Below are 26,888 nucleotides of genomic sequence, written 5' to 3'. Positions count from 1 at the left end.
CATGGAGCCGATGTTGGTCTGCTGCTGCGAAACCCTCGGACCCGAGGTGAAAGGCGCCATCGTGCAGGGGCGTATCGCCGGGTTCGACTGCCGGACCTTCCACGGCTGCTGCGGCCGTCCCCCCCTCAACTGGGAAGACGTCCGGCGCATCTGCGACGGCCAACCCGCGATCCTCGTCGGCGGCGAGTGCCTTGCCTCCCTTGGCTCCGTTCCGGACGACCTTCCCCGGGTCCTTGTCCTGAAGAAGACGCACTGCGCCGCAGTTGTCTGCGGCGAGCGCACCTTCGAGCGCCTCACCGCTGCCGGGAATTTCGTGGTTACCTCCGGGTGGGCCGCGAACTGGCGCGGCTTCCTCGGCGGGTGGGGCTTCGACCGCACCACGGCCGTCGATTTCTTCGCCGAAAGCTGCGCCGGAATAACCCTCCTCGATACCGGAAGCAACCCGGAGGGGGAGGAGGCGGTCCGGGAGTTCGGTACCTTCGTGCAGCGCCCGGTTGAGGTACTGCCGGTGCCCCCGGAGCTTCTCGCCCTGCAACTGGAGAAGGCGCGGGGGGAACTTCAGCGGTTGGAGGCTGAGGGTGGGGGGACCGCCCCCGCCTCGGACTACGCGCTCCTTCTCGACATGCTGTCCCGGGTCGCCAAGTCGGACGGCGAGGAGCGGGTCGTCGACGACATGCTGGCCTTCTTCTCGCTTCTTTTCGGGGCCGAGGAGCTCGCCTACATACCCGCGGCCAGAGGGAAAGCGCTCAGGCGGTACGGGGCGCGCGCGACCGGCGAGGAGACCCTGCGCGGACTGGCGCAGCGGATGGACGCCTGCTTCCACATCGAGGAGGCCGCCCGCTGCTTCATGGTGCGCCTTTCGCACGACGACGTCGTCGGCTGGATCTGGTTCGGTGGCTTCGCGACACCGGAGCACACCCGCAGCTACCTGAACCTCGCCGTCACGGCGGCCGACGTGTGCGCCATGGCCATCTCCTCGGCCCGGTCGGTACACCGGGACCTGAAGGAGCGCGAGGAGAAGTACCGTCTGCTCTTCGAGAACATGGGCAACGGTTTCGCGCTCTTGCAGATGCTCCTGGGTCCCGAAGGGAAGGCCGCGGACTTCCGCTTCGTGGAGGTGAACCCCGCCTTCGAGACCTTCACCGCAAAGAAGGCGCAGGATCTGGTGGGACGCACCCTGCTGGACGTGCTCCCCGGCTTCGATACGGCGCAGTTGGAGAGCCTCGGTCGGCTGGTGCAGGAGGGAAAACCGATCGCGCTGGAGCGCTACTCGATAAACGCGCGGTGCTGCCAGGTCTGGCTTTTCAGGGCGAAGCCGGGTTACTGCGGCCTCATCATCAACGACATCACCAAGCAGAAGCTCCTCGAGGACAAGCTCAGGGAGTCCGTCAAGATGGAGTCGGTGGGACGGCTGGCGGGCGGGGTGGCGCACGACTACAACAACATGCTCTCGGTTATCATCGGGTACGCCGAGCTGCTCCTCATGGAATTCCACGGCAACCGGCGCATCACGGAGTGCCTGCGCGAGATCTGCAAGGCCGCCGAGCACTCCCGCGACGTCACCGCGCAGCTCCTCTCCTTTTCACGGCAGCAGTTGATCTCGCCCAAGACCCTGGACATAAACGATGCGGTGGCCGCGCAGGCGGCCCGGTGGTCCACCATGTGGGGTGCAGGTATCCGGGTCTCCCTATCCCTGGACGAGAGTCTATGGAAGGTGAAGATCGACCCGGCCCAGATGGAGCAGGTGGTATCGAACATCGTGCGCAACGCCGTCGCGGCCATGCCGGACGGAGGGGATCTCACCATCATCACCCGCAACGTAACCCTCAGCGAAGATGACTGCAGCGCCTATCTCGACGCGCTCCCGGGGGACTACGCCGAGCTTGCCATCGTCGACACAGGTCACGGCATGGACACGGAAACCTGCCGGCATATCTTCGAACCATTTTTCACCACGCGCGAGGTGGGGAGCGGCAGCGGGTTGGGGCTCGCCACCGTCTACGGCATGGTCACCCAAAACGGCGGTTTCGTGACCGTATCCAGCGCGCCCGAGGCCGGCACCACCTTCAGGATCTACCTGCCGAGCTTCGTGGATCGCGCTGCGGAGCACCGCGCGCTTCCGGCGGTGCACGGCTCGGGGACCGTGCTGGTGATCGAGGACGACGAGATCGTGGGGAGGATGACGGAGAAGATGCTCGAGCACATGGGTTACTGCGTGCTGATGGCGGAGAACGCGGCTCAGGCGATCGAGGTCTGCCGCAACCGTGAGACCTCAATCGACTTGGTGCTCTCCGACGTGATGCTCCCCGGGGCGAACGGCAGGGAGGCGGTGGAAAGGATCCTCGCGCTGCGCCCGGGGCTTAAGATCATCTACATGTCCGGCTACGCGGCGGAGACCCTGCTCGAAAAAGGGGTGGACCGTGCGCGGGTCAACTTCCTGCAGAAACCTTTCGACATGGCGAGTCTCAACGCGACGATAAAATCAGTTCTCTCCGAAAGCTTCGCGACAGGCTAGTCCCGCTCCTCCCGGTCCTCTCCCCCCGCCTCCCGAAACAGCCAGGCGACCACCCCGGCGAGCGCCAGGGTCGCCAGCAGAAGGAGCAGCGATGTTCCCGGGTCGTTCAGAAGCGCCGGCTGCGTTAGGAGTACCCCCCCAAGCCCGAGCATCATAACCCCAGACACCAGCTTCAGCACCCTCCCCTGCCATTCGCTCAGCTTCCTTCCCCCGAGCGTCACCGTGAAGATCACGACGATCACCGCCAGAGGCACGATATAGACGGCGCAGTACAGGGCTAGGTAGCCGTAATACGCGATCTTGCCCATCTTGTGCAGCGTGAGCGCTCTGGTGAAGACCATGGGGAATCCCGCCGTGCACAGAAGCTCGTAGCTGTTCGCCGCCACGGCGAGCACGGTGCTTCCTGCAAGTAGTGAGGGGAGCGATTCCGCCTTCAAAAGCCGCCTCATGCGGGCAAAGAGCTTGGGCTTCTTGTCTTCGGGGATGGAGAGGGAGATCCCCTTGTGGAAAAGGAAGAAGTCCTTGATGTTGACGAGGGCGATGAAGAGCGCGAGGAGGCCGGCGGCAGCGGTGATGGCCGGAAGCGAGCCGACGATCAGGAAGAGGTTCAGCCAGGCCGCGAGGAAAAGGAAGTAGAGGACTCCGGAGGCGACTACGAAGACCCCGCCGATGAGGAGCATACGACGCCGCGACCGGGCGTGGATCAGTAGACTCAAAAGGAAGAAAAGGACGAAGAAGGCGCAGGGGTTGAAGCTGTCGAGCGCCGCGATCACCAGGGTGAAGACGGGAAGCGAGTAGCGCTGCGGGTCGAGCTCGCCAAGTCCCGGGACGGCGACCGGCGCCTGCGGCAAGGCGGCCCGGGGTGCTTTGGACGATGCCCCCCCAGCGGGGACGAGGGCCTCGCGGACCGCATTTTCAAGCTGCGCGCGGGTCTGTTCCGAAAAGCCGCTCAGGTAGTGCGGTCCGATGATGAAGACCGGCACCCCGGTTGCTTCCCGGCCCCTTTCCTTCGCCATGAGCATGAGGCGCGGGATGTTCTCCCTATGCTGCAGCACCTCGGTCGCCTCGACCTTGAGGTCGGGGTACTTGCGCTTCAGCTCCTCGAGAAAAGGCTTCGCCTGCGCGCAGTGCGGGCAGCCGACACCCCAGAAGTAGTACAGCGTGGCTTCGGGAGCGGCCCAGGCGAACCGGCAGGAAGGGGAAACCATGCTTAGCAGTGCGAAGGAAAGAATCAGGCGGAGCGAAAAGAGGCGCGGTAAGTCTCGCAGGCGAGAGTGCGGCGCCCGCTTAGGGAGGGGGTGAGGAAAAACGGCACGTGATGTCGGCATGGTGGCGGCCATGCGCACATTCTACTATGAAAAAACGCGTTGCCCAGGCTTCATGAATCAGACAAGCCGGTAGGCGCGAAGCTCGGATTTGAGCCACGCGTAGACAACCGGGGCGGCGACCAGGCCGGCAATGCCAAAGATGGCCTCCATGACGAGCATGGCGGTTAAAAGTTCCCAGACGTTCGCCTTCACCTCGCCTCCGACGATACGGGCGTTGGTGAAGTACTCGAGCTTGTGGATCAGTACCAGGAAGGCGAGGGAGGCCATGCCCACCATAGGTGACACGCCGAGGCTTATCAGCACGATGGTGAAGTTGGAGATGAGGTTCCCGACCACGGGCAAAAGCCCGGCCACGAAGGTGAGCAGGATCAGCAGGGTAACCATGGGGAGGTGGATCCCCAGAAGCGGAAGGACCACCGCAAGGTAGAGCGCGGTGAGGACGGTGTTCAGCGCCGAGATCTTCACCTGGGCGAAGACCACCTTGTCGAAGGCGTCGGCCAGGTTCAAAAGCCGGGCGTGCAGGTGGTAGGCGAGCAGGGGGAAGCCATCCTCGAGGTTGAAACGGTGAAGCACGGCGAGGCTTCCCACCACCATGCCGAGGATCAGGTGCGCGAAGGTCTTCACTCCCGACATCCCCACCGAGGAGATGTTCTTGCCGTGCTCGCGCAGCATGGTGACGATCTGTTCACGCAGCTCATCCACCGTGTCCGGGAGCGCCGCGGTCAACTCTTCCGGCAGGTTCCGCTTCAGGTTGTCGAGCGTCTCCGCCGTCATATCCAAAAGGTTCGACATGCCGTGATGCCCGCGCAGAAACGACCAGAGCCCGAGGCAGATACCCGACACGAGCGCGATGACGAAGAGGATGATCCCGGCGAGGGCTACCTTCTGGGTCAGGCCGCCCCAGCTCGCCGGGAGGCGTAGCGCGAGTTTTGCCGTGAGTGCGTAGACGGCGAGACCGGCGAAGACCGCGGGGAGCAGGTGGAAATGGAGCACGGTCACCACGGCGAGTGCCGCGAGCACGTAGCTTGCCATCTGTGTTTTGGACAACATCCTCTCTTCCATGACGACCACTTTTACTATCACGAGGCGACTTCGTCCAGAAAAAACAAAAGGCGCCGCCGGTTTAACCGGGGCGCCTCGAGTTTCCAGCAGTGCGTCAGCTCCGCATCAGGCGAGCTCGCGTGCCGCGGCGATCACCGCCGCGTAGTCCGGCTCCTGGGTCACCTCGGGGACGTGCTGGATGTAGCGGATGACGTTCTTTTTATCGATGACGAAGATGGAGCGGGAGAGAAGCTTAAGCTCCTCGATAAGTACACCGTAGGCCAGGCCGAAGGAGCGGTCACGGTAGTCGGAGAGCGTGACTACCTTGTCGATACCCGCGGCACCGCACCACCTCTTCTGCGCGAACGGGAGATCGGCGCTGATGGTGAGAACCACCACGTCGCCTGGAAGCGATGCGGCTTCCTGGTTGAAGCGCCTCGTCTCTGTGTCACAGACCGGCGTATCCAGCGACGGCACCGCGCTGATGATCTTCACCTTTCCCTCATAGCTCGCAAGCGTAGTCTGGCTGAGAGCGTTGTCTACCACAGCGAAATTGGGAGCAGCGTCTCCCACCTTAAGTTCCGGCCCGACCAATGTCACCGGGTTTCCCTTGAATGTAACCTTAGGCATAGTTCCTCCTGAGCAAGTAGAATTCAGGGGTAAGGGTAAGACATTTTGACCGGATTGCAAGGAAAGGCAGCTCAGGATCAGTCGAGGGTGATGATTACCGGCTTCTTGTTGAGTGCAGCGGCGTGAGCCCCGAGATCTGTATCGCTGTGCGATATATGCCTTACGAGCCATCCCCTGAGGAATGAGATGATCTCGAGAGAGATAGGAACCCCGCCGGTGGCAAAATCCCTCTGAATTTCACCGATCCTTTTCACGAAATAGGCGTGATCCAGCAGGTGTTCTTCCTTGCGGGGGTAATCCGTCTCCTCCATGAGGAGCTCCTCCTGGGCGAAGTGGTACGTCGCGTAGTCCGCCAGTTCGTCGAGTACGGCTGCGATCTGTTGATCGGCTTTCTTTTCACAGAACTCGTCATACGCCTTATTGAGCAGTTCAACGAGGTGTTCGTGGTGTTCATCTATCATTTCGTGCCCGACCGCCAAGCTTCCGTCCCAAGTTACAATCGGCATGGTTCCTCCCTTTTTCCAGTTACACATCTCACTGATCCATTCATCGGGAGCCTTCCAAGGAAACTTTAAGTAAAGCAGGAAGGAAAAAGCGTAAGGTGAGGGGTGATAAATACCTATAAAAGAGCGCGGCGACCGGCCGTGCGGATTTCGTGTCGCTTTAGGGCGTGGGCACCCCTCCCCTGAGGGGAGGGGCCGGGGAGGGGGGGGGCACTTCCTATGCTTTTGTTGCCAGCCGCTCTCCCATCTCGAACGCCTTGCGGCAGTTCTCCGGGAAGAGCACGCTGTGCCTTTCCCGCCGCTGCTCGGGGTCGTAGTAGCTGAAGACGTATTTGCTGTAGTCCTCCAACTGAAGCGTCTCGTTACAGTAAAGCGACTCGCACTCGCCGAAGATGGCCCGCAGGTAGTTCTCATTTCCCGACATATGGACCTGGTAGTTCCACTGCTGCATGAGTTCCTCCGATACGTTCATCGTGTAGATGAACCCGGTGCGGATCTTCCTGCCGAATAGGGACGCCGGCGGCTGCGAGTAGACGAAGTACTGGAAGAGGAGCCTTTCCATAAAAGAGCTCATCTCACCGGTAACCCTTCCGAAGTAGATGGGCGAACCGAGCACCAAGGCATCCGCCTGTGCGATCCTCTCCAAAACCGGCGTAAGCCCGTCCCTCATGGCGCACTTCCCGTAGCTCTTCCCGTCCTTCAGCTTGCAGGCAAAGCAGCTCGTGCACCCCTTGAAATCGAGGTCGTACAGATGAATCAGTTCCGTCTCCGCCCCTTTTGCAGCCGCCCCGTCCAGCGCCTTTTGTAGCACCTGTGCGGTATTGAAGTTCTTCCTCGGGCTGCCGTTGATTGCGATAACTTTCACGATGGCCTCCTGTCCATAGAATGATTGTTAGTTCCCGCAGAGCCGCACTCGCGGCATCGGTTCCGGCAGCATAGAACATGGAGGCTTTCTTGGATAGTACGAACATTTTGGTGCCATAGTACCCGCGAAGAAACCTAGGGTCTTAGCTAGGACGGAAATTGACGTCCTTAGCCGGCACGCTTACGCGCCCAAGATACGTTTCGAATCCGAAGCGGTTGGTTCGCTGACGAAATGGTTGGTTCGCTGACGAAATGGTAGGTTCGCTGAACGAATTGAAGGTTTGCTGAACGAATTGAAGGTTCGTTGAACGAATTGAAGGTTCGTTGAACGAATTGAAGGTTCGCTGAACGAAGTGAAGGTTCGTCACACGAAAATGGAGGATCTTTCAGCGAAGTGATAGTTTCGGTGTCCGAACTGAAAAGTCCTGTGCGGGGCTGGAATCAAAGTGTCCGAGTCGAACTTTCAGTCTATTGGAGTGCCGTTCGATCCGGTGAGGCGGAGAAATCGAGTGAAGGAGGAAGAGGAAACCCATTGACGAGGGAGATTAGGTGGGTGGTGGCCCCCCGTCGTTTGCCCGGAGGGCCACCGATGGAGAAATTAAGCAGGCGTTATCAAGACCAGGTTAGACCAAGGCCCTACTTCTGAGCCACGGGTAGCCCTTACCTTTATCCAGTTATTTTTCGATCGATCCAGGCCCCCAATACCTATTTTCCTGCAGTTATTTGACGACGCTGCCAACCTCCAGTTGCTCTCCACATTGGGGTCACCATCGCAAACCCATATCTGAAATCCTTTCGCCCCCGGAATTCTGGTGAAAGTCGCATACATGTTGCCATTGCGATCAAAATATACCTTGAGGTCGCGGGCGGCGTCTAGGGCGGCGTTGCTGCCGGTGGTCCTTGCATGAGTTTGAGGCAAAGGCAGTCTTTGGGGGACAGTCGGATCTTTGATGGCGGCAGTTTTGGATAAACCCGAAAGCATCGTGAGGAACTGCTTGATGGCGTTGCGGGCCTCTTCGAAGGCTTTGATTCCGTCGGGGTCACCTTTCAAATAAGCGGGATATCCGTTGGCGAACTGGCCATGAGTTGCAGCGTAGATTTCGGGGGTGGGCAAGAGTGAAATCATGTGGTTGTACATCTCCGGGGTGAACGATTGCAGCACTGCTTCAGATAGGATGATCAAGTCCGGATCGTTCGTGTCGTCATACGGCATCGCGGCACCTCCTTAAGAAATTTTAAGCCTGCCAAAGCCTACACACTCACTGGCGAACTGCAAGCAATTAATTTCCAGCATCGGAGGTAAGCCCCCTGGCGCGGTAGGCTTGGCGGTCGCGTATCGACTACGTGATCGGCTACGACAAGTCGGTGATCTTTCAGCTTAAAATAGAAAAATTAAATTGATCAAGTCTAACCGGCGTGGTAACCTGCTGCGCGCCGAACCATCCAAGACCGGGATGCCCACATGCTGAAGGAAACATGAAGTTGTAAGCTCGTAAAGGAGGCCAACATGACGGCATTGACGAAATTCGTAACCTTGGCATGTATCTTCTGGCCCTTGCTCGCGCATGCAACAGTCGGCACGGACGACGCTGGAGTGGTAACGAACCCCAATGGTTCGTACTCAATAACTAGATTGGTGGATTTTGGAGACTCCACGTCAATAGAAGCCGAAACTTTTTGCGCTAAACGTAATAAGTACTACTACCATTTGTCTACTAGCTTTGACATTCATACGTGGACGACTGTATTCAAATGCATAACCGATAAAAAGAAATCGGAAAGACAAAAACGCCTTAGAGAGATGCCGATCAAAGGTGATCTTGAATGAGCGCCACCCGTTTCATAAGCAAATTAGGAAGGTCCCCTGAAAACTTTTAAATTGATAAGGCGGAGGAGCAAATGTCTATTAGAATACAAATAGGCGCACAAGAACGTGATCTAAGGCAGGCTGACGAACATTGGATCATTGATCTGATCAAAGATCAACAGCATGATCTGGGCGATGTATGTGTACAGGTGATTATCGAATCTCGAGATATCCACTTGAGGCTTCGATCTCCTGGTTGTCCGTCCTCTGGTGGCGGCGGAGGGCTCCAGGCAAACGAAATAGAGCTTCGTATTCTCGATCTATGGCAACAGCATGTAGGCCGCGAGAAGAAACATCTAGGGGGCGGCGAGGTTGTCGCTTTCGTGAAAGCCCTACAAAGGATCTTGTAAGGCCTATATATGGTTGGTTGATTTGACTAAGTAGAAAGAATGCAGGAGGCGAGAAGTCAGGAAGGGGAGGGCTGATGGGTTATAGCGGTTTGCATTGGCCGGAGGCAAATTGGGCTAGAAGCATGAGGGGACAGTGGTAAGTTGTGTAAGTAGTTGACGATGACGAGTTGCCAACCAAGCGGGTGGACCAGGTCTCCGCGGCTCATGAGTGCTGGTGAAAGCTGGTAGGAGCCAGGCGCTCCGCCGGTCACCTCGCGCCGTTGTGAAATTTACTACGGCATATACTACGGCATGAACAAAACGAGGACTCGTGATGATATCACAAGTCCTCGTTTTTATTGGTGGAGATGATCGGGGAAGAACCTGGCCCCCAGTTCATTCGTGTCCGTAACCAGCTGTTATACCAGCATTTTTCCTGGATGTTTTATTCTAGTGACATCGCATGAAAGCGCATGTTGAGTGTACCAGTTTGTGTACCACAATAGCTCGTGAAAGTGAACAAATGATGCCCGAAGGCCAAGCCGGCGGTTTGAATACGTAAACTCGCGCTAACAGGTCCCCTGCCACGAACAGGGATACTAATATAGCAGAAAGAAGGACTTTGGTTCAGGGAAGGTCGATTGTTTTGTGGCACTGTGTCAGCAGAACTGCAGCCCTCAGTCACACTCTCGCAGGCGGTACCCCACCCCTGGCTCAGTGAGGATGTAGCGCGGGCGCGAGGAGTCTGTCTCTATCTTCCTCCTCAGGTTGCTGATATTCACCCTCAAGACATGTGGCTGCTCCATGTAGGCCATTCCCCAGATCTGCTTGAGGATCTGGCTGTGGGTCAGCACTTTCCCGGCGTAAGCCACCAGCAGGCGCAAAAGCTCGTACTCCGTCGGCGTGAGTTGGACCTCCTCTCCGTGCAGGGTGACCCTGCGGTGCGACAGATCGACCTGCAGTCCATTACAGTGAAACACAGGTTCCGATGCCTGTTGAAGGGTGCGCCTGAGTGCCACCTTGACACGCGCCAAAAGCTCCCCTATTCCAAACGGCTTGGTGAGATAGTCGTCGGCACCGATGTTCAGCGCCCGTACCTTGTCGTCTTCCCGCTCCCGGACCGAAACCACGATGATCGGCACCTGGGACCACTCCCGGATGCGCCTGATCATCTCCATCCCGTCCAGGTCCGGCAGCCCCAGGTCGAGCAGGATGACGTCGGGGCGCACCGCGATTGCCGCCGCAAGCCCCGCATGTCCGGTTGTCGCCTGGTGCACCGAGAACTCCACCGCGTCGAGCGCTGTCTTCAAAAAGCGTTGGATGGCGATCTCGTCGTCGATCACCAGGATGCGCGGCAGGTTCCCTCCGCCGGTCTCAGCTACCATCATCCACCCCTTTTTTCTCTGATGCCAGCGGCAGTGCGACGACCACTCGAAGCCCGCCGCCCTTGCGATTCTCCGCCTTGATCGTCCCGCCGTGAGCCTCCACGATTCCCTTGCAGATCGACAGCCCCAGCCCGGTCCCCCCCACCACCTCCGGCACCGGCGTGCGGTAAAACTTCTCGAAGATGCGCTCCAGGTCCTGCGGTGGCACCCCCGGCCCGCGGTCACTCACCGTGATGAGGAGTTCCCCCTCCCCGACAGTGGCGGCCAATTCCACTGCTCCGCCGGCTGGGGTGTGCTTCAGGGCATTATCGAGAAGATTCACCAGGACCTGGATCATCAGCACCAGGTCGAACGTCACCAGCGGCAGCTCCGAAGCCAGGCGCACCATAATCTCCCGCCCCTCCAGGCGCTGCTCCAAGGCGGAGAGGGCGCAGCCGACCAGGTCTTCGACGTCCCCCAGTTCCAGCCTCAACTGAAGCGCTCCCGCCTCCAGACGGGTCATGTCGAGCAGGTTGCCGACGAAACGGTTCAGGCGAGCCGCCTCTTCCCTGGCGGTCTGGAGGAGCTCTTCCTTCGAGCCGGCCGGAAGCTTCTCCCCCTCATCGAGCACCGCGCTCAGGGCGCCGGTAATGGCGGCAAGGGGGGTGCGCAGGTCATGCGATATGGAGTTCAACAATGCCCGCTCCAGGTTCTCCCGGGCCTTAAAAAACTGCGCCTCCTGCGCCTCTGCGATGAGACGCACCCGCTCCAGCGCGAGGGCGCTTTGGGCAGCGAACGCGTTCAGGAATTTGCGCAGCTGGGGTGACTCCGGGCGCTCCGCGGCACCGAGACTGATGGCAAGCACCCCCAGGGTGTCAGCCAGGGTCTTCAGCGGAATGAAGCTCCAGGCGCTGTCGTTGTGGGACCCGGTACCACGCCCAGCCGTGCGCCGGCTGTGCAGGGTCCATTCGGCTATGCCCAAATCCTCCCGGTCCAGCTCGATCCCGGCACTCGCGGCGGCCGGCGCCAGCACCCCCTCCTCCGGGAGGAGAACCGCGAGCTCTCCCCCGAGGCTCTGCTCGATGTTCTTCACCACCGCTTCCAGCACGGCCCCTCTGTCGGTGGCGATGGTGAGATCGCGGCTTAACTGGTACAGTGCAGCCGTCTGTCGCTCTCGGATCTGCAGTGCCTGCAAGCTCTCGCGGGCCCGAGCCACCAGCGAACTGATCACCACTCCGACCGTGAAGAGGGCCAGAAAGGTGAGGAGGTACTCCTTGTCAGCGATCTGGAAGGAAAATCGAGGGGGGACGAAAAAGAAATCGAAAGCGAGTACCCCGAGAAGAGCGCTCACGACAGCGGGACGGCGCCCCAGAAAGAGCGCCGCCAGCACCACCACGAGGAGGTAGGCCATAACCATGTTGACCGGTGAAAGGTACGGGCGGGCCTGCTCGCAAACGAGGGTCGCTACCCCCACCAGTACCAGGGCAGCCAGATAACCGGGGAGTCCTCGGGAGGGAGGCCGCCGGAAGATGACGGAGCGCCGGCCGGCGGGCGTATCATGAGATGAGGAACCTACGCTGCTCATGCCCCGACTTTATCAAAAGTGTCGCATAACACAAGGAAAACATCCCGGGCTTGGGGTGAGGCAGGGACCGGCAATTTAGATGCTCACCCGTATCGGGAGGATCACGGTAGTGAGCCCATCCCACTGCAGGCGGCGCTGGATGGCGAAGGCGGTCTCGTTGTGCAGCATGCGGTGGTAGAACTTCTCCAGCCGGAAGGTGAGTTGCCCGGTGAAGACGGTGGAGCGGGGATACTCCTCCCCGATCTCCTTGCAGGCCTCGACCACGCTCTCCACCACGTCGGTCGCCACCACCATCCGGTAGTCCGCGGCGAAGCCGAGCCTGCGGGCCAGGTCCACGTACTTCGCCAACCCGTCCCGTGCGGAGCTCTCCAGCGCCTCCATCTCCTCCGCTCCCTTGAAGGAACCGGAATCGATGACCGCCACGGACACGAAGATGACGTTCTTGTACGTCTTGGGGAAGGTGGTGACGATAGAGAGTAGGGTGTGGATCCCGAAGCCGCTATAAGCCGAGACCAACTGGATGGCCGTGGGGTCGTTGCGGGCCGGAGCCGCCTCGTTTACCGGACCGGTGGTCGGGAAGTCGAGCAGCGCCTCGTCGAGCTGGGCCATGCCGCGGCGCACCGACAGATAGTGCCCCTTGATGACATAGCAGCACGCGATCACGACCGACGTGATGAGCAGCGTGAGCCATCCTCCCTCGGTGAATTTTTCGATCGTGGTGATCATTAGGATGGTGGCGCAGAGGATGAGACCCACCAAATGCACAGAGAGGTGCCGCACCCATTGCGGATCCTCGCTGCGGCGCTGGATGTAGAACTTGGACATCCCGAGCTGCGACAGCGAGAAGGTCAGGAACACGTTGATGGAGTACATGACCACCAGCGCGGATACCGACCCACCCGTGTACAAAAGGAGCGTAATGGCGGCCGACCCCATCAGGATGATTCCGTTGCGCATGGTGAGTCGAACCGACAGTGCGGCGAATCGATGTGGAAACCAGGAATCCACCGCCATGTTGGACATGACCCGGGGCCCGTCCACGAACCCGGCCTGGGCTGCCAGGATCAGAAGGGCGCCCTCCGAGAAGATGGTGATGAAGGCGAGACTGCCCCCCATGGGCCAGTGGGCGAAAAGGCCGTCAGCCAGCACTGCGTTGAGCGTCTTCCCCTCCACCGGTTTTACTCCCATCAATGAGTAGCAAAGAAAGAGCATCCCCGCGGTGAAGGCGAGTGAGGTTGCCATGTAAACCATGGTACGTTTGCCGGTTTGCACCCGCGGCTCCCGCATTATCATTAGACCGTTGGAAACCGCCTCGATCCCGGTGTAGGTACCGCCCCCTAGGGAGTAGGCCCGCAGAAATAGCATCAGAATGCCGAAGAGTCCGATGCTGGAGATGTCGTGGGTGATGCCGGCATGGAAGTTCTGGGTAAGGGGGCCGATACGGTCGGCGTGAGTGAAGACGCCATCCACCAGGAGGATTAGGTGGGTGATCACGAAAACCAGGAATATCGGGGCCATTACCGTTACCGATTCCTTGATGCCGCGGATGTTCATCACGATGAGAATGACCGCCAGTATGCAGGAGAAGGCAATCTTTGCGTGCTGCAGATGAGCAGGTACATAGCTGAAGAGGGCGTCGGTACAAGCCGCAATGGAGATGGTGATGGTCAGGACATAGTCAACCAGAAGCGCAGCCCCGGAGACAACCCCTGCCTTTTCCCCCAGCATGTGCGTCGCGACGATGTAGCCACCCCCTCCGTGAGGGAAGTGTTCGATGATGCGCGAATAGGCATAGGAGATGATGAAGACGGTGAGCGCCGTGGCGATCCCCAAGAGGATGGCCAGGTAGGTGTGGGAGCCGAGCGCCCGATAGGCCTCCTCGGGACCGTAGGACGACGAGGAGAGGCCGTCCGCCCCCAGCCCTACCCAGGCGAGCACCGGAATGAGCGACATCTTGTGGAACAGTTGGGGGTCCTTCAGGTGCTTCGGAGCCCCGAAGACGGCTCTGACGATGCGGGTGAACATGCTGCCCTTGGCAGCACTTAAGTTCTGCTCCATAAACCATCCTTTTCAGATCATGCAGGGTTCTCATATCCGCCGCGGCGGCCTCGGCGGCGATCATACTCGTATGTTACCTCTTCCCGCATCAAGGGAGTATCAAGATCAGAACCTGTCGCATCAAGAAAGTATCAAGACGCCCGAATCTATCCTTCCTAGCTGCCTTAATGCGATTTTAACGGATTTTAGCGGCATCTTGACACCGTCCTAAGGCGCGTAGGTGTAAGGTGATACACAGGAAGGAAGATCATGCCAGCACAAGGGGATGGGAAAATGAAAAAGACAGCGTGGCTTTTGGTCCAGTTAACCGTTTTGCTTCTGGCGTCGGTCGCCTGGGCAGTGTCCTATCCTCCGACTGCCGTCGAGCCGAATTACCTGAAGGACGAAGATGTCATGAGGAGCGGTGTCAAGCTGTACCTTTTCCACAGCGGGACCCAGGATGTGCTTGGCGCCATCAAGCCGGGCCAGGTGCTCACAGGCTACCGCGAATACCCTCCCGATCTGTCGGACACCACCAAAGAGACCGGCAAAGTTCGGGTGATAACGACGCTAGGCCCGTATTACTTTGAGGCCGAGGTGATCGAGGGGTTCGTGCGGCCGGGAAGCATCGCCCTGAAGGGAGCAATCGGCTGCCTGGTCACGACACGGGTAAAAACGAAGTGATCGAAAAGAGCTCCTTAACGACTTCTTGATCCCTTTCGAGCTGGTTTTGTCACCGGCTGAAAATGGAGTCGGCTATGATAGGGGCAGTAGTCGGGGCAAGGTAGCGAGGACACGACACATCGAAATGAGGAGAAGAGCAGATGGTAGCGACTTCCGGTATCTACAGTCAGAGAATTATTCAGTACAGCGACAAAGTGAGGCAGTCGATCAGATTCTTCGCCACGTTCATGTTGACCTTCATTTTGTCCGCTGCGCTCGCCAGATCAGCGCTTCTTGCCCTGGCTGCCTGGCTCGCATGACAGCGCGGTTGAGTTAGGTCGCAGGGTGAACCGCCATGACGCGACCCAACACCGCTCTGTGGCGCCGACTGCTGCGGCCCCTGCCTGAGCCGGTCCGCTTTTCGATCCACTCCCGGATGATGCATTAAAAGAGCGTTACAATAACCGCGCAGCTATTATTCGGCGTCAGATCACTTGTGGCGGCGGCGCCGGTACGGCACTTCACCATCAGGAAATTTATGGGCGTCCTGACCATCCCTCAATAAAAAGAGATAAAAACATCGGTCAGCCGAACGATTTAATGCGTTCTTTACGCCTTTGCCGGGCATTTTAACACCGTCTTTACGCGGAGAGAGATATCGTGACACTTGAGAAGTCACATCGAAGTTCGAAGGTGTCACACATGAAAGTCTATCTCTACGACCCCGAAACCGGCTGCTACCAAGGCGAGGATTTCACCGATGCTCCGCTGCTGAGCGACAGCCCAGCGGCAACCTCTTGCAGCACCACCGTCGCACCGCCCCCCTACGCACCGGGGGTGGTTCCTGTTTTCAAGCACACCAAGCAGCGTTGGGAGCTGGAAAGCGTCTGGACGCTCAAGACCAGAACCTGAGGACCGGCTGAACCAGCGCCACCGGGTTCTTTCCTCGGAACTGGACTATTGGTCAGGGTCAGAGAAACATCCCCACCGGCCCTACTCCTGTTCATCGCCTTCACCGTCATCTGCGGGGGAATCTACCCCCTGCTGGTTACCGGCATCGCCCAGGCAGTCTTCTCGAAACAGGCGGCGGGAAGCTTCATCACCGACGGAACCAGACGCGAGGTGGGTTCCCGGTTGCTCGGCCAGCCCTTCTCTGATGATAAGTACTTCTGGCCCCGTCCCCCGGCAACCAGCGACTTCGGGTATTACCCGATGGGGTCCAGCGGCTCCAATGCGGGTCTCACCAACCCCGACTACCTGAAGACGGTGGCGGGCCGGGTGCAAGGGCTCAGGGAGGCCGGTGTCACCTGGGAACTCCCCGCGGACCTGGTGCAGGCCTCCGGCAGCGGGCTTGATCCGCAGATCTCCCCCCAGAGCGCGCTGGTGCAGGTCGCGCGGGTGGCCAAGGCGCGGGGAATGGGCAGAGAAAGGGTGGGAAAGGTGGTCCGGGAGCACACCGAGGGACGCCAGTTTGGCTTTTTGGGCGAGCCGCGGGTGAACGTGCTGGAGCTGAACTTGGCCTTGGACGCGGCGAAGTGAAAAAACGCTGCCCGCTGCGCCTACAGAGGGGCTTATGAGAACCGATGAAGAATCCAGGCCGTCGCCCGAAACCTTACTTAAGGTGGCCCAGGCAGAGGATGCCCTGAAGGGGAGTGGGAAGCTGAAAATATTCCTCGGGTACGCCGCAGGGGTGGGCAAGACCTACGCCATGCTCGAGGCGGCGCGGCTGAGAAAGCGCGACGGGCTGGACGTGGTGGTCGGGTACGTGGAGTCCCACGGCCGTAGCGAGACCGATCTGCTCCTCGAGGGGCTCGAGGCCATCCCCAAGGCCGAGATCGAATACCTCGGGGTAAAGCTCCCCGAGCTGGACCTCGACCGGGTCCTGGCGCGCCGCCCCCAGATCGCCCTGGTGGACGAACTGGCCCACAGCAACGCCCCCGGCTCTCGCCACGAAAAGCGCTGGCAGGACGTGGAGGAACTTCTCGCCGCCGCGATTGACGTCTACACGACAGTCAACATCCAGCACTTCGAGAGCCTCAACGACGTGGTGGCCCAGATCACCGGCGTGGTGGTCCGGGAGACGGTCCCCGATGCGCTGCTCGACCTCGCCGTGGAGATCCGCCTGGTGGACATCCCCCCCGAGGACCTGCTGCAGCGGCTTAAGGAAGGGAAGGTCTACATCCCGGAGAAGGCGGCCCTGGCTGCGGAGAAGTTCTTCAAGCCGGGGAACCTGATGGCGCTGCGCGAGCTCTCCCTGCGCCGCGCCGCCTCGCGGGTCGACGACCAGATGCGCGCCTACATGGAATCCCGCTCCATCGCGGGGCCCTGGCCGGTGGCGGACCGGGTCCTGGTCTGCGTCAGCGGCAGCCCTTTTAGCGAGCGGCTGATCCGGACCACCAGGCGCCTAGCCGACGAGCTGAAGGCCCCCTGGCACACGGCCTACGTCGAGACCCCCGGCGGGGGGAAACACGCCCAGGAGAACCGCGAGCGGGTCTGGAAGGATTTGCGCCTTGCCGAGAGCCTGGGCGCGCAGGTCGCCAACCTCACCGGCACCTCCGTTTCCGAGGCGCTCATCGATTACGCGGTGCGCAACCACGTCACCAAGATCGTGGTAGGCAAGCCGGCCAAGCCCCGCTGGCGGGAGTTTCTGCGCCCCCCCTTGGTGGACCAGGTGATCCGCCTCTCCGGCACCATCGACATTTACGTGGTGAGCATTTCCGCCGAACCGCAGAGTGCCAAGGCCGCCCCGGCGCAGGAAAAGGGGAAGCACCCTTGGCCTGGCTACCTGAAGAGCCTGGTCCTGGTGCTGGTCATCTCGCTTTTGTGCGAACCGGCGCGGCACTACCTCGCCCCCACTAACCTAGTAATGTTCTACCTCCTCGCGGTGGTGCTGGCCGCCACCCGGCTCGGGCGCCAGGAGGCGATCTGCACCGCCTTCCTGAGTGTGCTCGCCTTTGATTTCTTCTTCGTCCCGCCGCGCCTGACCTTCGTGGTAGCCGACACCCAGTATTTCATCACCTTCGCCGCCCTGTTCACGGTCGGCGTGGTGATCAGCACCCTGGTCTCGCAGGCGAAGGAGCGCGCCGAGGCGATTCGGGAGCGCGAGGTGCAGACCGCGAGCCTGTACTACCTGAGCCGCGACCTGGCGGTTGCCTCCGATCTCGCCGGCATACTCGACGCCATGGTGAAGAACATTGAGGAGAGCCTGGGGGCCAACCTGGCCGTGCTACTGCCGGAGGGGGAGCGGCTGGTTACCAGCGCCGCCAGCACTGGCTTCAGCCTCGGGCTGAAAGAAACCGCTGTCGCCGACTGGGCCTTCTGCAACTGCGCACCGGCGGGCCGGGGGACCGAGACCCTGGGGTCTGCGGAGCTTCTCTACCTTCCGCTGCAGACCTCAGGGGATGTTCTCGGTGTCGTCGGGCTGAAATTCCGGCACCAGCACGAGTTCAGCTCCCCCTTGAGCCGGCGCCTGGTTCAGGCCTTCGTCACGCAGGTGGCGCTCGCCGTCGAGCGGGTGCAGTTCGCCAAGCAGGCCGAGCAGGCCCAGATTCTCCAGGCCCGGGAAAGTCTGGAGCGAGCCCTTCTGAACTCCATCTCCCACGACCTGCGCACGCCGCTGGTTTCCATCTCCGGAGCCCTTGGAGTGCTCAGGGACCGCTCCACTGAGCTCCTGGAGGAAGCGCGGCAGGACCTCCTTGACGCAGCTTGGGAGGAGGCGGGGAGGCTGAACCGCTTTGTGGGGAACCTGCTCGACATGACCCGCCTGGAGGCGGGCGCGCTCAAGCTCAAGCTGGCCCCCTGCGACCTGCAGGACCTGGTCGGATGCGCCTTGGCCGCGCTGGAACCGCAACTCGGCAGGCGCAGCATCGAGGTGCTGGTGCCGGGAGAACTCCCCTTGGTGAGGTTGGACATGGTGCTTATGACCCAGGTGCTGGTAAACCTCCTGGACAACGCCCTGAAGTACTCGCCCCGGGAGACCCCTGTGGAGGTCTCCGCCGCCGTCTCCGGAGACCGGGTCACCATAGAAGTGACCGACCACGGGGCCGGGGTCCCCGACCAGGAGCTAGGGCGCATCTTCAACAAGTTCTATCGAGTGCCGGTGCCCGAGGGAGCGGGCGGGACAGGCTTGGGACTCTCCATCTGCAAGGGGATCGTTGAGGCGCACGGAGGGAGCATCAGGGCCGAGAACCTCGCCGGCGGCGGGCTGAGGTCGCTGGTGACACTGCCGGTGACCGAAAGCAGGTCAGGGGGGATCTAGCTCATGCCCAACACCAAAAGCGACAGCAGCAAGTTGCGGCTCCTTATGGCGGACGATGAGGCTGCCATCCTGAAGTTTCTCAGGGTAGCCCTGGAAAACGGGGAATTCGTCTGAGTACGACTGCAAGCTGATGGCGGCAATATCCATTGCCTGCTCGAGAATACGCCACTTACTGGCGTCCCCCAGCTTTAAGAGCGCCTCTGCCGCCACAACACGTGAACCGAAATGCGGTGCCTCTGCATTGGGCCAGGCATCTGCGAACATATCCAGAAAGATGTCCAACGCCTAGTTGATTTTCATGACCGCTGCCGCATGGGCTGCGGAGGCGAACACGTAATCCGAGGTGTCATGAAATGCAGAAAGGATGAGCCCGACGAAGCGCTAAATCAGGCCCTCCTCCATCTTTCTCCTATTAATGGTGTGCTGCCCGGCACCTCTGTAGCATGGCGGATTGTGTCCCTTAAGAGGTTCCTCATTCGCGCTAACCCCATGCCAGCGCTCGCAGAGATGGAGCAGGGTTTTTGTGGTATGGATAAATAACATAGTTATTTGAAATGGTGCGATCTGGTAAGATCAGGCCGGTTATAAAACGCGTGCGGGGGCTAATTTTCACATCTTCCCGCCAATGCAGCTTCCGAATCACTTATCCCCAATTCGCCCGGCAACCGGCACCCACCTCAATCAGATTACTGCATATACTTCCCGGAAAGGACGCGTTAAAGAGCATTGACGGGATACCCAATCTATGTTCGGTACCAGGATGCACCCGGGTATCTAACGACTTAAACCTCTTCACGGTTTACCCCCTCGGAGACAATGCAGCAACTGATCTCGGTTCATTCGGAAAATGGCCATGATTTCCGCGGCCACAACTAACGAGAAATGCCGTCGCAGGATCTCTGGGCTGAGAGCCCTTGCCGGAATGAACATGATGCAGTCGCTCTCATGTGGCGCTCTTCCATCCTGCAGTGCCCCTTGGTGTATGCTTACCCCGTTTCGGTGCACAAGCACCGCAGTGAGTCTTGCCCTGTGGTGCAGCGAGTCTATGAAACTGAGATCCCTGGCCAGCACCAGTTCCGAGTTATACAAACGGTAAAAGCGCCATGCAGTCTGGATTTCACCGCGGGCACTCTGGCATCTACCATACATAGCAACGATATTTGCTGCACTCGCCGGGGAAACGAAGGGGGTTAATCGCTCGATGGTCACTGATGCGGCTTTGAGCACGATCAACTCCGAGCCCTGTTCTGCTATAAAAGTGTTGGCCTTCTCCGGTGGATACAGCCACACACCAACGTGGTTTACCAGCACGACAACACTTTCAAACTGGAGTGTGTTGCGGCGGATGCGCTCAACCGGGAAACGGCGAAAATATGCGACAGTGTCGCTGGTGATAAATTCTTGCCAATCATAGCCTTTCAAGCGGTCACCCGTCGGTTGCACTCGTTCTGGAGGCTGATCGTTTGTCTGCAGTATGCCCAACAAGCGAAGAGCTTGTAAAATGGCCTTGGGGCCATTCAGCTATAACATCCGGGCATTGCCCTTTGGCCGCCAGGGTGCACTTGTCTCTGGGGGTGTTAATGCCTGTCGGTGTCGCTCGGATTGAGCAGGGGCGCAACCACCAGAGCAGTCGCCCGGACGGTATGCAGTCCATAGGTAGCCAGTGTATAGGCCAACAACGTTGCAGCACCGATCCAGGACGCAATGAGGTGCAGATCGAGTATCACGAGGTAATGAATAGGAACGATCAACATTTCCGTTATGGTACGGACTACATGGCAGTGGTGCTCAAGCGGCGACTGTAGATAATGTTCCATCTGGCCCTCCTGTGGTTGTGTTTTGTGTGGACACTATTATAGCATAAACACAGTAATAGCATAGGCTAATTTTTGATTGATACAGGTTATAAGATATGATACAATATAGCTGTTGTTAGTTGTTTATTGCTCCATATTTGTCAGTTTAGCATTGCGTAGTACGTTGCTAACACAATGCGAAATATATCACGAAGCAAATTTGAATTCTGTCTATCAAATCATGAGTTATCTGAATCAATATTGATAACGTCAAACACTAAGCGCATCATCAGTGCCAAAAGTAGACTTTTGGCACCCGGCCACCCACGATGGTCGGCAACCTCAACCTTCCCCTCTAACCAGCGACAAAGCCCAATGCCAAAAACAAAGTGACATTACTGTTGGTGCCCGACGAGATATGGCGCAAATTTACAAAGGAGCTAGCCAGTGGGTTTGAAAATCGGATATGCCAGGGTAAGCACGAGGGAGCAGAACCTGGATGGTCAGGTCGACATGTTGAATCAGGTTGGGTGCGAAAGGTTATTCACCGACAAGACAAGCGGGATTACGCAGCATCGGCCTGGTTGGGACGACCTGATGGCCTACGTCAGACCTGGGGACACCATCGTGGTCGCTGAGCTGAGTAGGATGACCAGGTCACTGTCTCACCTGCTGCAGTTAGCGCAGGTACTTGAAACGAAGAAAATCAATCTCACCTCACTCCGAGAGGCCATTGACACTACGACTGCCACTGGCAGGGCTTTCCTGGCGATCATGGGTGCCATCAATCAGATGGAGCGTGAATTAAAAGCCGAGCGCGCAGCTGCGGGCCGCGCTGCTGCTAAGGCCCGTGGGCGGTCTGGAGGCAGACCCAAGACCGACCACGCGACGCTGGAAAGGGCGCGGATACTTTACGAAACATCAGATTATTCTGCAGATGAGGCCTGCAAGCCACTCGGAATCGGGCGTCGCACTTTTTTTAGGTATCTGGAAGAAAGACGAAAAACACAGGCTGAAGCGAAGCCGCTCGATTGATGAACACCACGCATCGGAGCCAAGGTGGGCGAGAAATGCCAAAGGATGCTCCTGCCCTCTTAAGATGCTGGTGTCACAAAGTCGTCCCTCATGCGGAACCCCGCAGACGATCCGTTTTCAACGAGGATGTCGAGCAGAAGGAGGATCGCTCCCCGGAGATCAGGCTCGCGCTTCAGCTCTAGGGGCCTTCCATATACATGCCTTTGCAGCAGCACTTCGAGAAGAAAGACGGTATTGTCCTTCGCGAGCATTGCTTGGGCATTTCCACTCTTGATGGACTTGGCGACGCGAATGAACGCTCCCGGAAGCGACCGCTCGCCTATGTGATAGAGGAAGCGCAGGTAATCATCGAGGACTATCCACGAAGCTGGTAACGCTTCGAAAAGAGCGTGTACTTTATCTGCGTAGCCTTCCAGACTTCTCCAATGCCTGACGTTTTCCTTCCACCAAGATGTAAGAAATATTGCCGACAACATCTCACGGCCAACCGGATGCTCCCTGTCAAGCCAAGCGACCCAGCTCGCACGTTCTACGCGATTGGCAAAAAGCCCCCACAGATACCAGTATTGTGCCGTGTTCGGGTTGCTGTCCTCGATCACCGTCAAACCTTCAACTATGGAGTAGATTTCGCGAGGATGACTGTCAACTGCGTCTAGCACAGGCTGTAACACTTCCAGCGCGGCTGCCGGCGTGGCACGCATGACGAATTGCTGCAGAATCGTCGCCAAAGTTGATTCCGCTTCGAAATTGCGGTCGTTACGGCGCTCGCCGTCGTCAGTGTTCCGCCATTGGACTAGGGTTCTGCTGGCACGGGCGAACGCGTCCACCGCCATAGGATCCTCCGGGACTTGCCCAAGGATCGCAAGCATCCTCCCTATCGCCTCTGCCCCGAATCCTTCGGACATGTCCACCGTTCTGTGTGCATCCTCTGCGATTGCACCGTCCTCCCAGAATCGTTGGCGCACGGTAGACGCAGCCTCTGCGGTAACCTGGTCGAAGTTACGTCTCTGTTCGTACGATTTTTTTTCTTCCACCTCCCAAGCCTTGCTGATGAGGGCGGCCTCCGTAGCGATCGCATTCGCGCAGCGTAGTGCTAAGGCGCGGTGGATGTCCCAAAAAGATCGGTCGATGGCCCACGTTGCGTACCACCGGACTTCATCGTTGGGGTAAGTCAGCGCTGCCACGAAAGCTCGGCGGACATTAAGCATTTGCTGTTCTGTCAGTGGCTTGCCCAGAAGCAATGGGACTACCGCTGCGCTCGGGCGGTCCGCCGCCATGGAGAATCGTTGTGTCCGCTCCATCTGATTCCACCGGTTGGCGTGGCGCAATATTTCGAAGCAAACGATATCAACGCACCAGTCCCGCTGCTCGGCAGACATGTCGTCCCAGTGGTCGCGGACACAGACGGCAGCGACAACACCGGGACCGTTACGGCTGCCGTCAGGTAGCTCACACTCTAGGTCCATTATCCGGGATTTTTCGAGGTTTTCGTGCCATCGTGACGGGTCAAAGTTTCCGCTTTTGCGCTCGAACGACTCAATCCCCCACATAAGGACACCAAGTCTCGCGCCCATTGCGGCGTGTTGGGCCGCACTTTCCTCGACCATTGCCTGCACCTCCGGTTCCGGTGCCTTAGGTTCAAGCTTCAGATAGCGCGGAGACTCCCCTTCGGTAGTAGCATCAGCAAGAGCCTCTTCTTCGCTCGTTTCGGAGACGGTGTACTGGCGGAAGTCCATCCGATGAATCGCTAGTTGCCAGATTAAATCTGACTTGTCCTGTTCTGATTTCGGGGGGAGAGCGGCGATGTGTCGGTCAAGGATCGCGTGCACACGCGTGGCAAGCGGACCCAGCTGGAGATTGGCAACTGCAGTTTCCAGATCCTTGCTGCGATGCGGCAGGGCATTGGCTACCTTGCGATCCTCAACGTGCAATTTGTTGTCTGCATTGAATTGCGGGAATATTCCTAATAGTGCAGAGGCTTGCTGCTCTCCTGCCATTCTGGCGCGATCAAACATAATGTAATCGGAAGCGCTGAGGAGAACTAGAATCGCCTCCTCTGATACATGCGGATAGGCCGTGGCGACACTGGCAACGACTGCGGCCAGCGCGGCCGAGTCGCTCTCGGACAAGATGTACACCAGCGCTGCATCAAGTTGCTCAGGGTACTTTCCTGCGTACTCGAGCAACCAGGTCTCGAGGGCCATCAGTAGTGACTGAAGAACATAAGGGCCGACCGACGTGCCCCGGTACAGGTTCCAGAACCGTGGGTTACCGAAGTGTTTCTTGGTGGTCCCATCGGCAAAGGTCAGTTCAATCTCCCATGCGGGCTCAAGTGGGTCGTGCACCCGCGGGTGGATGTACCAGTCTGCACTGTGGTTGAAGACTTTGATCAAAAAGTCGAGACCTTGGCGGGCATGATGGCGCAGAAAAGGTAGCCAAGGGCCGCGAAGAGCGCTGGCAGGAAAGAAATCGTGCCGCAGGCCGTCCTTGATGCCGAAGTGCGTTTCAAGCATGAGAGAGCCTCGGAAGGATCGATCCCGGACTCCTTCATCTGTGGCGAGGAAGTGGTCGGCCGCGACGGAGACAAAAACATCCGGTAGGTCACGCGCGGCGGGCATGCCATCCGGCCCGGTGAACACGATTTGGCGAAGATCTTCTGCAGTCCAATCCCGCCGCTGTCCTAGTTCAACTACCCCGCGCAGAAGAGCCTCGAAGCGAGCTGCATCGGCTTTAGGGATCTTTGCTAGCACTTTGAGCACGCGCTTTCGCGCTTCTGCGGATCGGTAGCCGTCGAAACCGGCCAGGAGCCAATGACCAATGCCAGCGGCGAATTCTGCGCCGTCCATTTCCGGCGACCACCAACTGACATTGCGGACAGAATCCTCGATCAGTCCGAGAAGAAGTGGGCGCTCCTTTTGGGTGAAACTGCGAATGTTGCGATGCACCAACATCAGGACCGTCACCCACGCGGGGCCGTCCGGCACATTGAACACTGACCCGTGCCCGGTTCCAGGTGGCAGCCAGGTGGGACTTGCCACGCAGGCGACGCGGAGTAAATGAATCACCCGCTTGAAGATGATCAGGTTGTTAGCCAGGAGCTGGGGTTCATGTCGTACGAGGAACTCCGGCGCTGATGGTGCTTTTAGAAGTGATATGAGTGTATCATCGCGAAACTGCGCAGTGATTTCGGTTTCAGTGATCGCAGCAAGGAACAGACGGTCTGCGGCAGGAGGTTCGCGCTCTACAAGCTCGGCAACCCACTTTCGGTAGGAGCGACGAATGGCAGGGTGTGCGCCGACTGCAACGGACAGAGCTTGGAAGGCTCCCTTGTCGGTTAGATGTTGTTCATCCAACCACTGCAAGATCGCCCAGTCTTCTAAGACGTCGTGCGATGTTGCCAATAGGGACGGGTTCTCGTCGGATTGGACGATGAGGGAGTCTTGTCTTAGGGACGCTACGACTGCAGGGTCCAAATCATTGCACACCACGAAGGCGGAAAGTGCCCGGGCACGGCGCACAGCAATTTTTTGAAAGACCTCTTCACGCCTTCGTGCCATTCCTGTCGCCCCACCTTGGTCAGACCGAACGACCTGTCGCCAGAAGAGTGTCCGGAATTCCCGCTCGCTGACCGGAACCGGTCGCTCCGCCGACCACGGTATCTCTAACGCCTTGTCGAGTAAGTAGGGGTTACGCAGGATGTCGCGTAAGGCTGGATTCTTCAGGGGGTAAACAAGCTGCGGAAGCGCCATTTCAATCTCTGCTAGCTCAGCGTCCTCCAGCGGTGGCACGCTCACCACCGCATGATTGATCCCTACAGGCTGCAGGAAGCTCGTGCGCACCTGCTCAGTCGAATAGTCACGGCATGTGAGGATGATGCACATACCACGGTCAGCTGCCGCCATTGTCATGAGATCGCTGAAGGCATCACGCGTTGATTTCTCGAGTAGGCGCTCGACACTTTCGATCAAAACCACCTTGCGGCCTTGCGTGGCAAGAATCGCTGCGAGAACCTCGGCATTAGTCGGAATCTGAGCCACATGCAGCGTTGCGTCGATATGTGCCTGAGCGAATTCTTCCACCCGAAACCCAAAGATAAAGCATTCTTGCGAGAGATGGGAAACAACGTCCTTACCGATGGCAGATTTCCCGCTACCTGCGGGTCCGGACACCAGTACTACCTGGGCGGTCTCCAACTCGCAGAGAACCTGCTGCACGAGAGCAGCGCGTTGCAGGTGAAAGTCCTGCCCGATCGTTGAACGGATTCTGCGGATGACCGGTGCGGTATGATCCTTCAGGGCGCGTAAGATGTGTTGCTCCTTCGCCCCGACGGACCCATGACGATGTTGCAGCTCTTCTGGCAGATCAGCGCGGCGTAGACTGATTGCCTCCGACATCGCAGTGCTTGCAAGAGCAAGCAAGGCATTCCAGGAGGCGCTTGCGAGGCCAGCGGCGTTACCGTCGGTTGTTGTGTGGGCCAGGAGGTATTTGATAAGGGCTTCTGTCTGTCGTGTGGATGAATTCAGGTCCAGGCTAAGGACATGGAGTCGTCGTAAGAACGGCCAGAGGTCTGCCGCCGCTATAGCTGTCCCCTCAAATGCGCCTATGATCTTGCAGAGTTCTCCGCAATATTGCACTGCCTTGTTAGAAATAAAGCCTTTTGTTGCCAGCCGATGCTCAAACTCCCCGCCATCTCGCGCCGCGCGGGCACAGTCCAGTAGACCCACAAAATGCTGGAGCAGCGTGTTGGTACCTCGTAGTGTAACCAGTACCAAGCGATCCTGTGCCGGAGTGAAGCTGGCCGGATTATTGAAATCCTGCCAGAAATCCCGGATGGCTTTCTTGCATTCCTCGTCTCCGGCACTGACAGTAAAGCTGCGTTTTACCTGGCCGACCAGTTTCTGGAGAACTGCTGCTGGGCCTTCGCAAACAATTAAAAAGTCGTCCGTATGCCAGCCGAGGTGCTCTGTCTGGAAGTGGACCTCAGTCACGATCGTCTCGATCAGTATCGGCGGAATACCACGCACGAGCAACTGTGCGAGCCAGTATGCAGCGACGTGCTGCTCGAAGAACATG

At 58.8% G+C, this 26,888-nt stretch carries 20 protein-coding genes; 8 read left to right on the top strand and 12 right to left on the bottom strand.

Annotated features, from left to right (window positions below):
* The first annotated feature begins 1 nt into the window (after position 1).
* The gene (locus tag E8L22_RS05160) at positions 2-2,515 is read left to right on the top strand and encodes an ATP-binding protein (protein ID WP_136524141.1); all 2,514 of its coding nucleotides are present in this window, start codon (positions 2-4) and stop codon (positions 2,513-2,515) included.
* Here E8L22_RS05160 and E8L22_RS05155 read toward each other — a convergent pair.
* The 6 genes from E8L22_RS05155 to E8L22_RS05130 all read right to left on the bottom strand — a co-directional run bounded on the left by E8L22_RS05155 (position 2,512) and on the right by E8L22_RS05130 (position 8,094).
* Positions 2,512-3,723 (bottom strand): glutaredoxin family protein, encoded by a 1,212-nt coding sequence (locus tag E8L22_RS05155; RefSeq protein ID WP_246044550.1) that lies wholly within the window; start codon positions 3,721-3,723, stop codon positions 2,512-2,514. The genes E8L22_RS05160 and E8L22_RS05155 overlap by 4 nt on opposite strands.
* A gap of 177 nt (positions 3,724-3,900) precedes the next feature.
* Positions 3,901-4,893 carry an AI-2E family transporter gene (locus E8L22_RS05150; RefSeq protein ID WP_246044548.1) on the bottom strand — a complete coding sequence of 331 codons (993 nt, stop codon included), beginning with the start codon at positions 4,891-4,893 and terminating at the stop codon, positions 3,901-3,903.
* A gap of 117 nt (positions 4,894-5,010) precedes the next feature.
* Positions 5,011-5,514, bottom strand: coding sequence for a thiol peroxidase (tpx, locus tag E8L22_RS05145; RefSeq protein ID WP_129125021.1), 504 nt, complete (start codon positions 5,512-5,514; stop codon positions 5,011-5,013).
* A 77-nt stretch (positions 5,515-5,591) separates the two neighbouring features.
* Positions 5,592-6,020, bottom strand: a complete 429-nt coding sequence (locus E8L22_RS05140) for a bacteriohemerythrin (protein WP_162604780.1) — start codon at positions 6,018-6,020, stop codon at positions 5,592-5,594.
* 214 nt (positions 6,021-6,234) lie between these two features.
* The gene (locus E8L22_RS05135; RefSeq protein WP_136524139.1) at positions 6,235-6,882 is read right to left on the bottom strand and encodes a flavodoxin family protein; all 648 of its coding nucleotides are present in this window, start codon (positions 6,880-6,882) and stop codon (positions 6,235-6,237) included.
* A gap of 597 nt (positions 6,883-7,479) precedes the next feature.
* Entirely contained in the window at positions 7,480-8,094 is a 615-nt protein-coding gene (locus tag E8L22_RS05130) for a hypothetical protein (RefSeq protein ID WP_136524138.1), read from the bottom strand.
* A 294-nt stretch (positions 8,095-8,388) separates the two neighbouring features.
* On the opposite strand from E8L22_RS05130, the gene E8L22_RS05125 reads away from it, so the two are divergent.
* Positions 8,389-8,709: a hypothetical protein gene (locus E8L22_RS05125; protein ID WP_136524137.1), complete on the top strand. Its 321-nt coding sequence runs from the start codon at positions 8,389-8,391 to the stop codon at positions 8,707-8,709.
* A gap of 71 nt (positions 8,710-8,780) precedes the next feature.
* Positions 8,781-9,098, top strand: a complete 318-nt coding sequence (locus E8L22_RS05120; RefSeq protein WP_136524136.1) for a hypothetical protein — start codon at positions 8,781-8,783, stop codon at positions 9,096-9,098.
* A gap of 656 nt (positions 9,099-9,754) precedes the next feature.
* Here E8L22_RS05120 and E8L22_RS05115 read toward each other — a convergent pair.
* From E8L22_RS05115 to E8L22_RS05105, 3 genes are all read right to left on the bottom strand, one after another.
* Positions 9,755-10,462, bottom strand: coding sequence for a response regulator (locus E8L22_RS05115; RefSeq protein WP_136524822.1), 708 nt, complete (start codon positions 10,460-10,462; stop codon positions 9,755-9,757).
* The gene (locus E8L22_RS05110; RefSeq protein ID WP_136524135.1) at positions 10,452-12,026 is read right to left on the bottom strand and encodes a DUF4118 domain-containing protein; all 1,575 of its coding nucleotides are present in this window, start codon (positions 12,024-12,026) and stop codon (positions 10,452-10,454) included. Before E8L22_RS05110 ends, E8L22_RS05115 begins: the two co-directional genes overlap by 11 nt.
* Before the next feature lie 75 nt (positions 12,027-12,101).
* Positions 12,102-14,084 (bottom strand): APC family permease, encoded by a 1,983-nt coding sequence (locus tag E8L22_RS05105; protein ID WP_136524134.1) that lies wholly within the window; start codon positions 14,082-14,084, stop codon positions 12,102-12,104.
* Positions 14,085-14,357: 273 nt separating this feature from the next.
* Here E8L22_RS05105 and E8L22_RS05100 point away from each other — a divergent pair, with 273 nt between their 5' ends.
* The 4 genes from E8L22_RS05100 to E8L22_RS05085 all read left to right on the top strand — a co-directional run bounded on the left by E8L22_RS05100 (position 14,358) and on the right by E8L22_RS05085 (position 18,984).
* The gene (locus E8L22_RS05100; RefSeq protein WP_136524133.1) at positions 14,358-14,747 is read left to right on the top strand and encodes a hypothetical protein; all 390 of its coding nucleotides are present in this window, start codon (positions 14,358-14,360) and stop codon (positions 14,745-14,747) included.
* 681 nt (positions 14,748-15,428) lie between these two features.
* Positions 15,429-15,638: a hypothetical protein gene (locus E8L22_RS05095; protein WP_136524132.1), complete on the top strand. Its 210-nt coding sequence runs from the start codon at positions 15,429-15,431 to the stop codon at positions 15,636-15,638.
* A gap of 48 nt (positions 15,639-15,686) precedes the next feature.
* Positions 15,687-16,265 carry a potassium-transporting ATPase subunit KdpC gene (gene kdpC / locus E8L22_RS05090; protein WP_136524131.1) on the top strand — a complete coding sequence of 193 codons (579 nt, stop codon included), beginning with the start codon at positions 15,687-15,689 and terminating at the stop codon, positions 16,263-16,265.
* 34 nt (positions 16,266-16,299) lie between these two features.
* Entirely contained in the window at positions 16,300-18,984 is a 2,685-nt protein-coding gene (locus E8L22_RS05085) for a sensor histidine kinase (protein ID WP_136524130.1), read from the top strand.
* 792 nt (positions 18,985-19,776) lie between these two features.
* Here E8L22_RS05085 and E8L22_RS05080 read toward each other — a convergent pair.
* Together E8L22_RS05080 and E8L22_RS05075 are read right to left on the bottom strand one after the other, a co-directional pair.
* Positions 19,777-20,406, bottom strand: coding sequence for a hypothetical protein (locus tag E8L22_RS05080; protein WP_136524129.1), 630 nt, complete (start codon positions 20,404-20,406; stop codon positions 19,777-19,779).
* Positions 20,407-20,561: 155 nt separating this feature from the next.
* Entirely contained in the window at positions 20,562-20,801 is a 240-nt protein-coding gene (locus E8L22_RS05075; protein ID WP_136524128.1) for a hypothetical protein, read from the bottom strand.
* Positions 20,802-21,227: 426 nt separating this feature from the next.
* On the opposite strand from E8L22_RS05075, the gene E8L22_RS05070 reads away from it, so the two are divergent.
* A complete protein-coding gene (locus E8L22_RS05070) occupies positions 21,228-21,815 on the top strand; it encodes a recombinase family protein (RefSeq protein WP_136524127.1) in 588 nt (195 codons plus the stop codon).
* 59 nt (positions 21,816-21,874) lie between these two features.
* On the opposite strand, the gene E8L22_RS05065 is transcribed toward E8L22_RS05070, so the two are convergent.
* Positions 21,875-26,887, bottom strand: coding sequence for an nSTAND1 domain-containing NTPase (locus tag E8L22_RS05065; protein WP_136524126.1), 5,013 nt, complete (start codon positions 26,885-26,887; stop codon positions 21,875-21,877).
* Position 26,888 lies beyond the last annotated feature (1 nt).

The organism is Geomonas ferrireducens (assembly GCF_004917065.1).
Lineage (GTDB): Bacteria > Desulfobacterota > Desulfuromonadia > Geobacterales > Geobacteraceae > Geomonas > Geomonas ferrireducens.
Note: the sequence above shows the minus strand (reverse complement) of the source record. Positions and strands in the feature narration are given on the sequence as shown.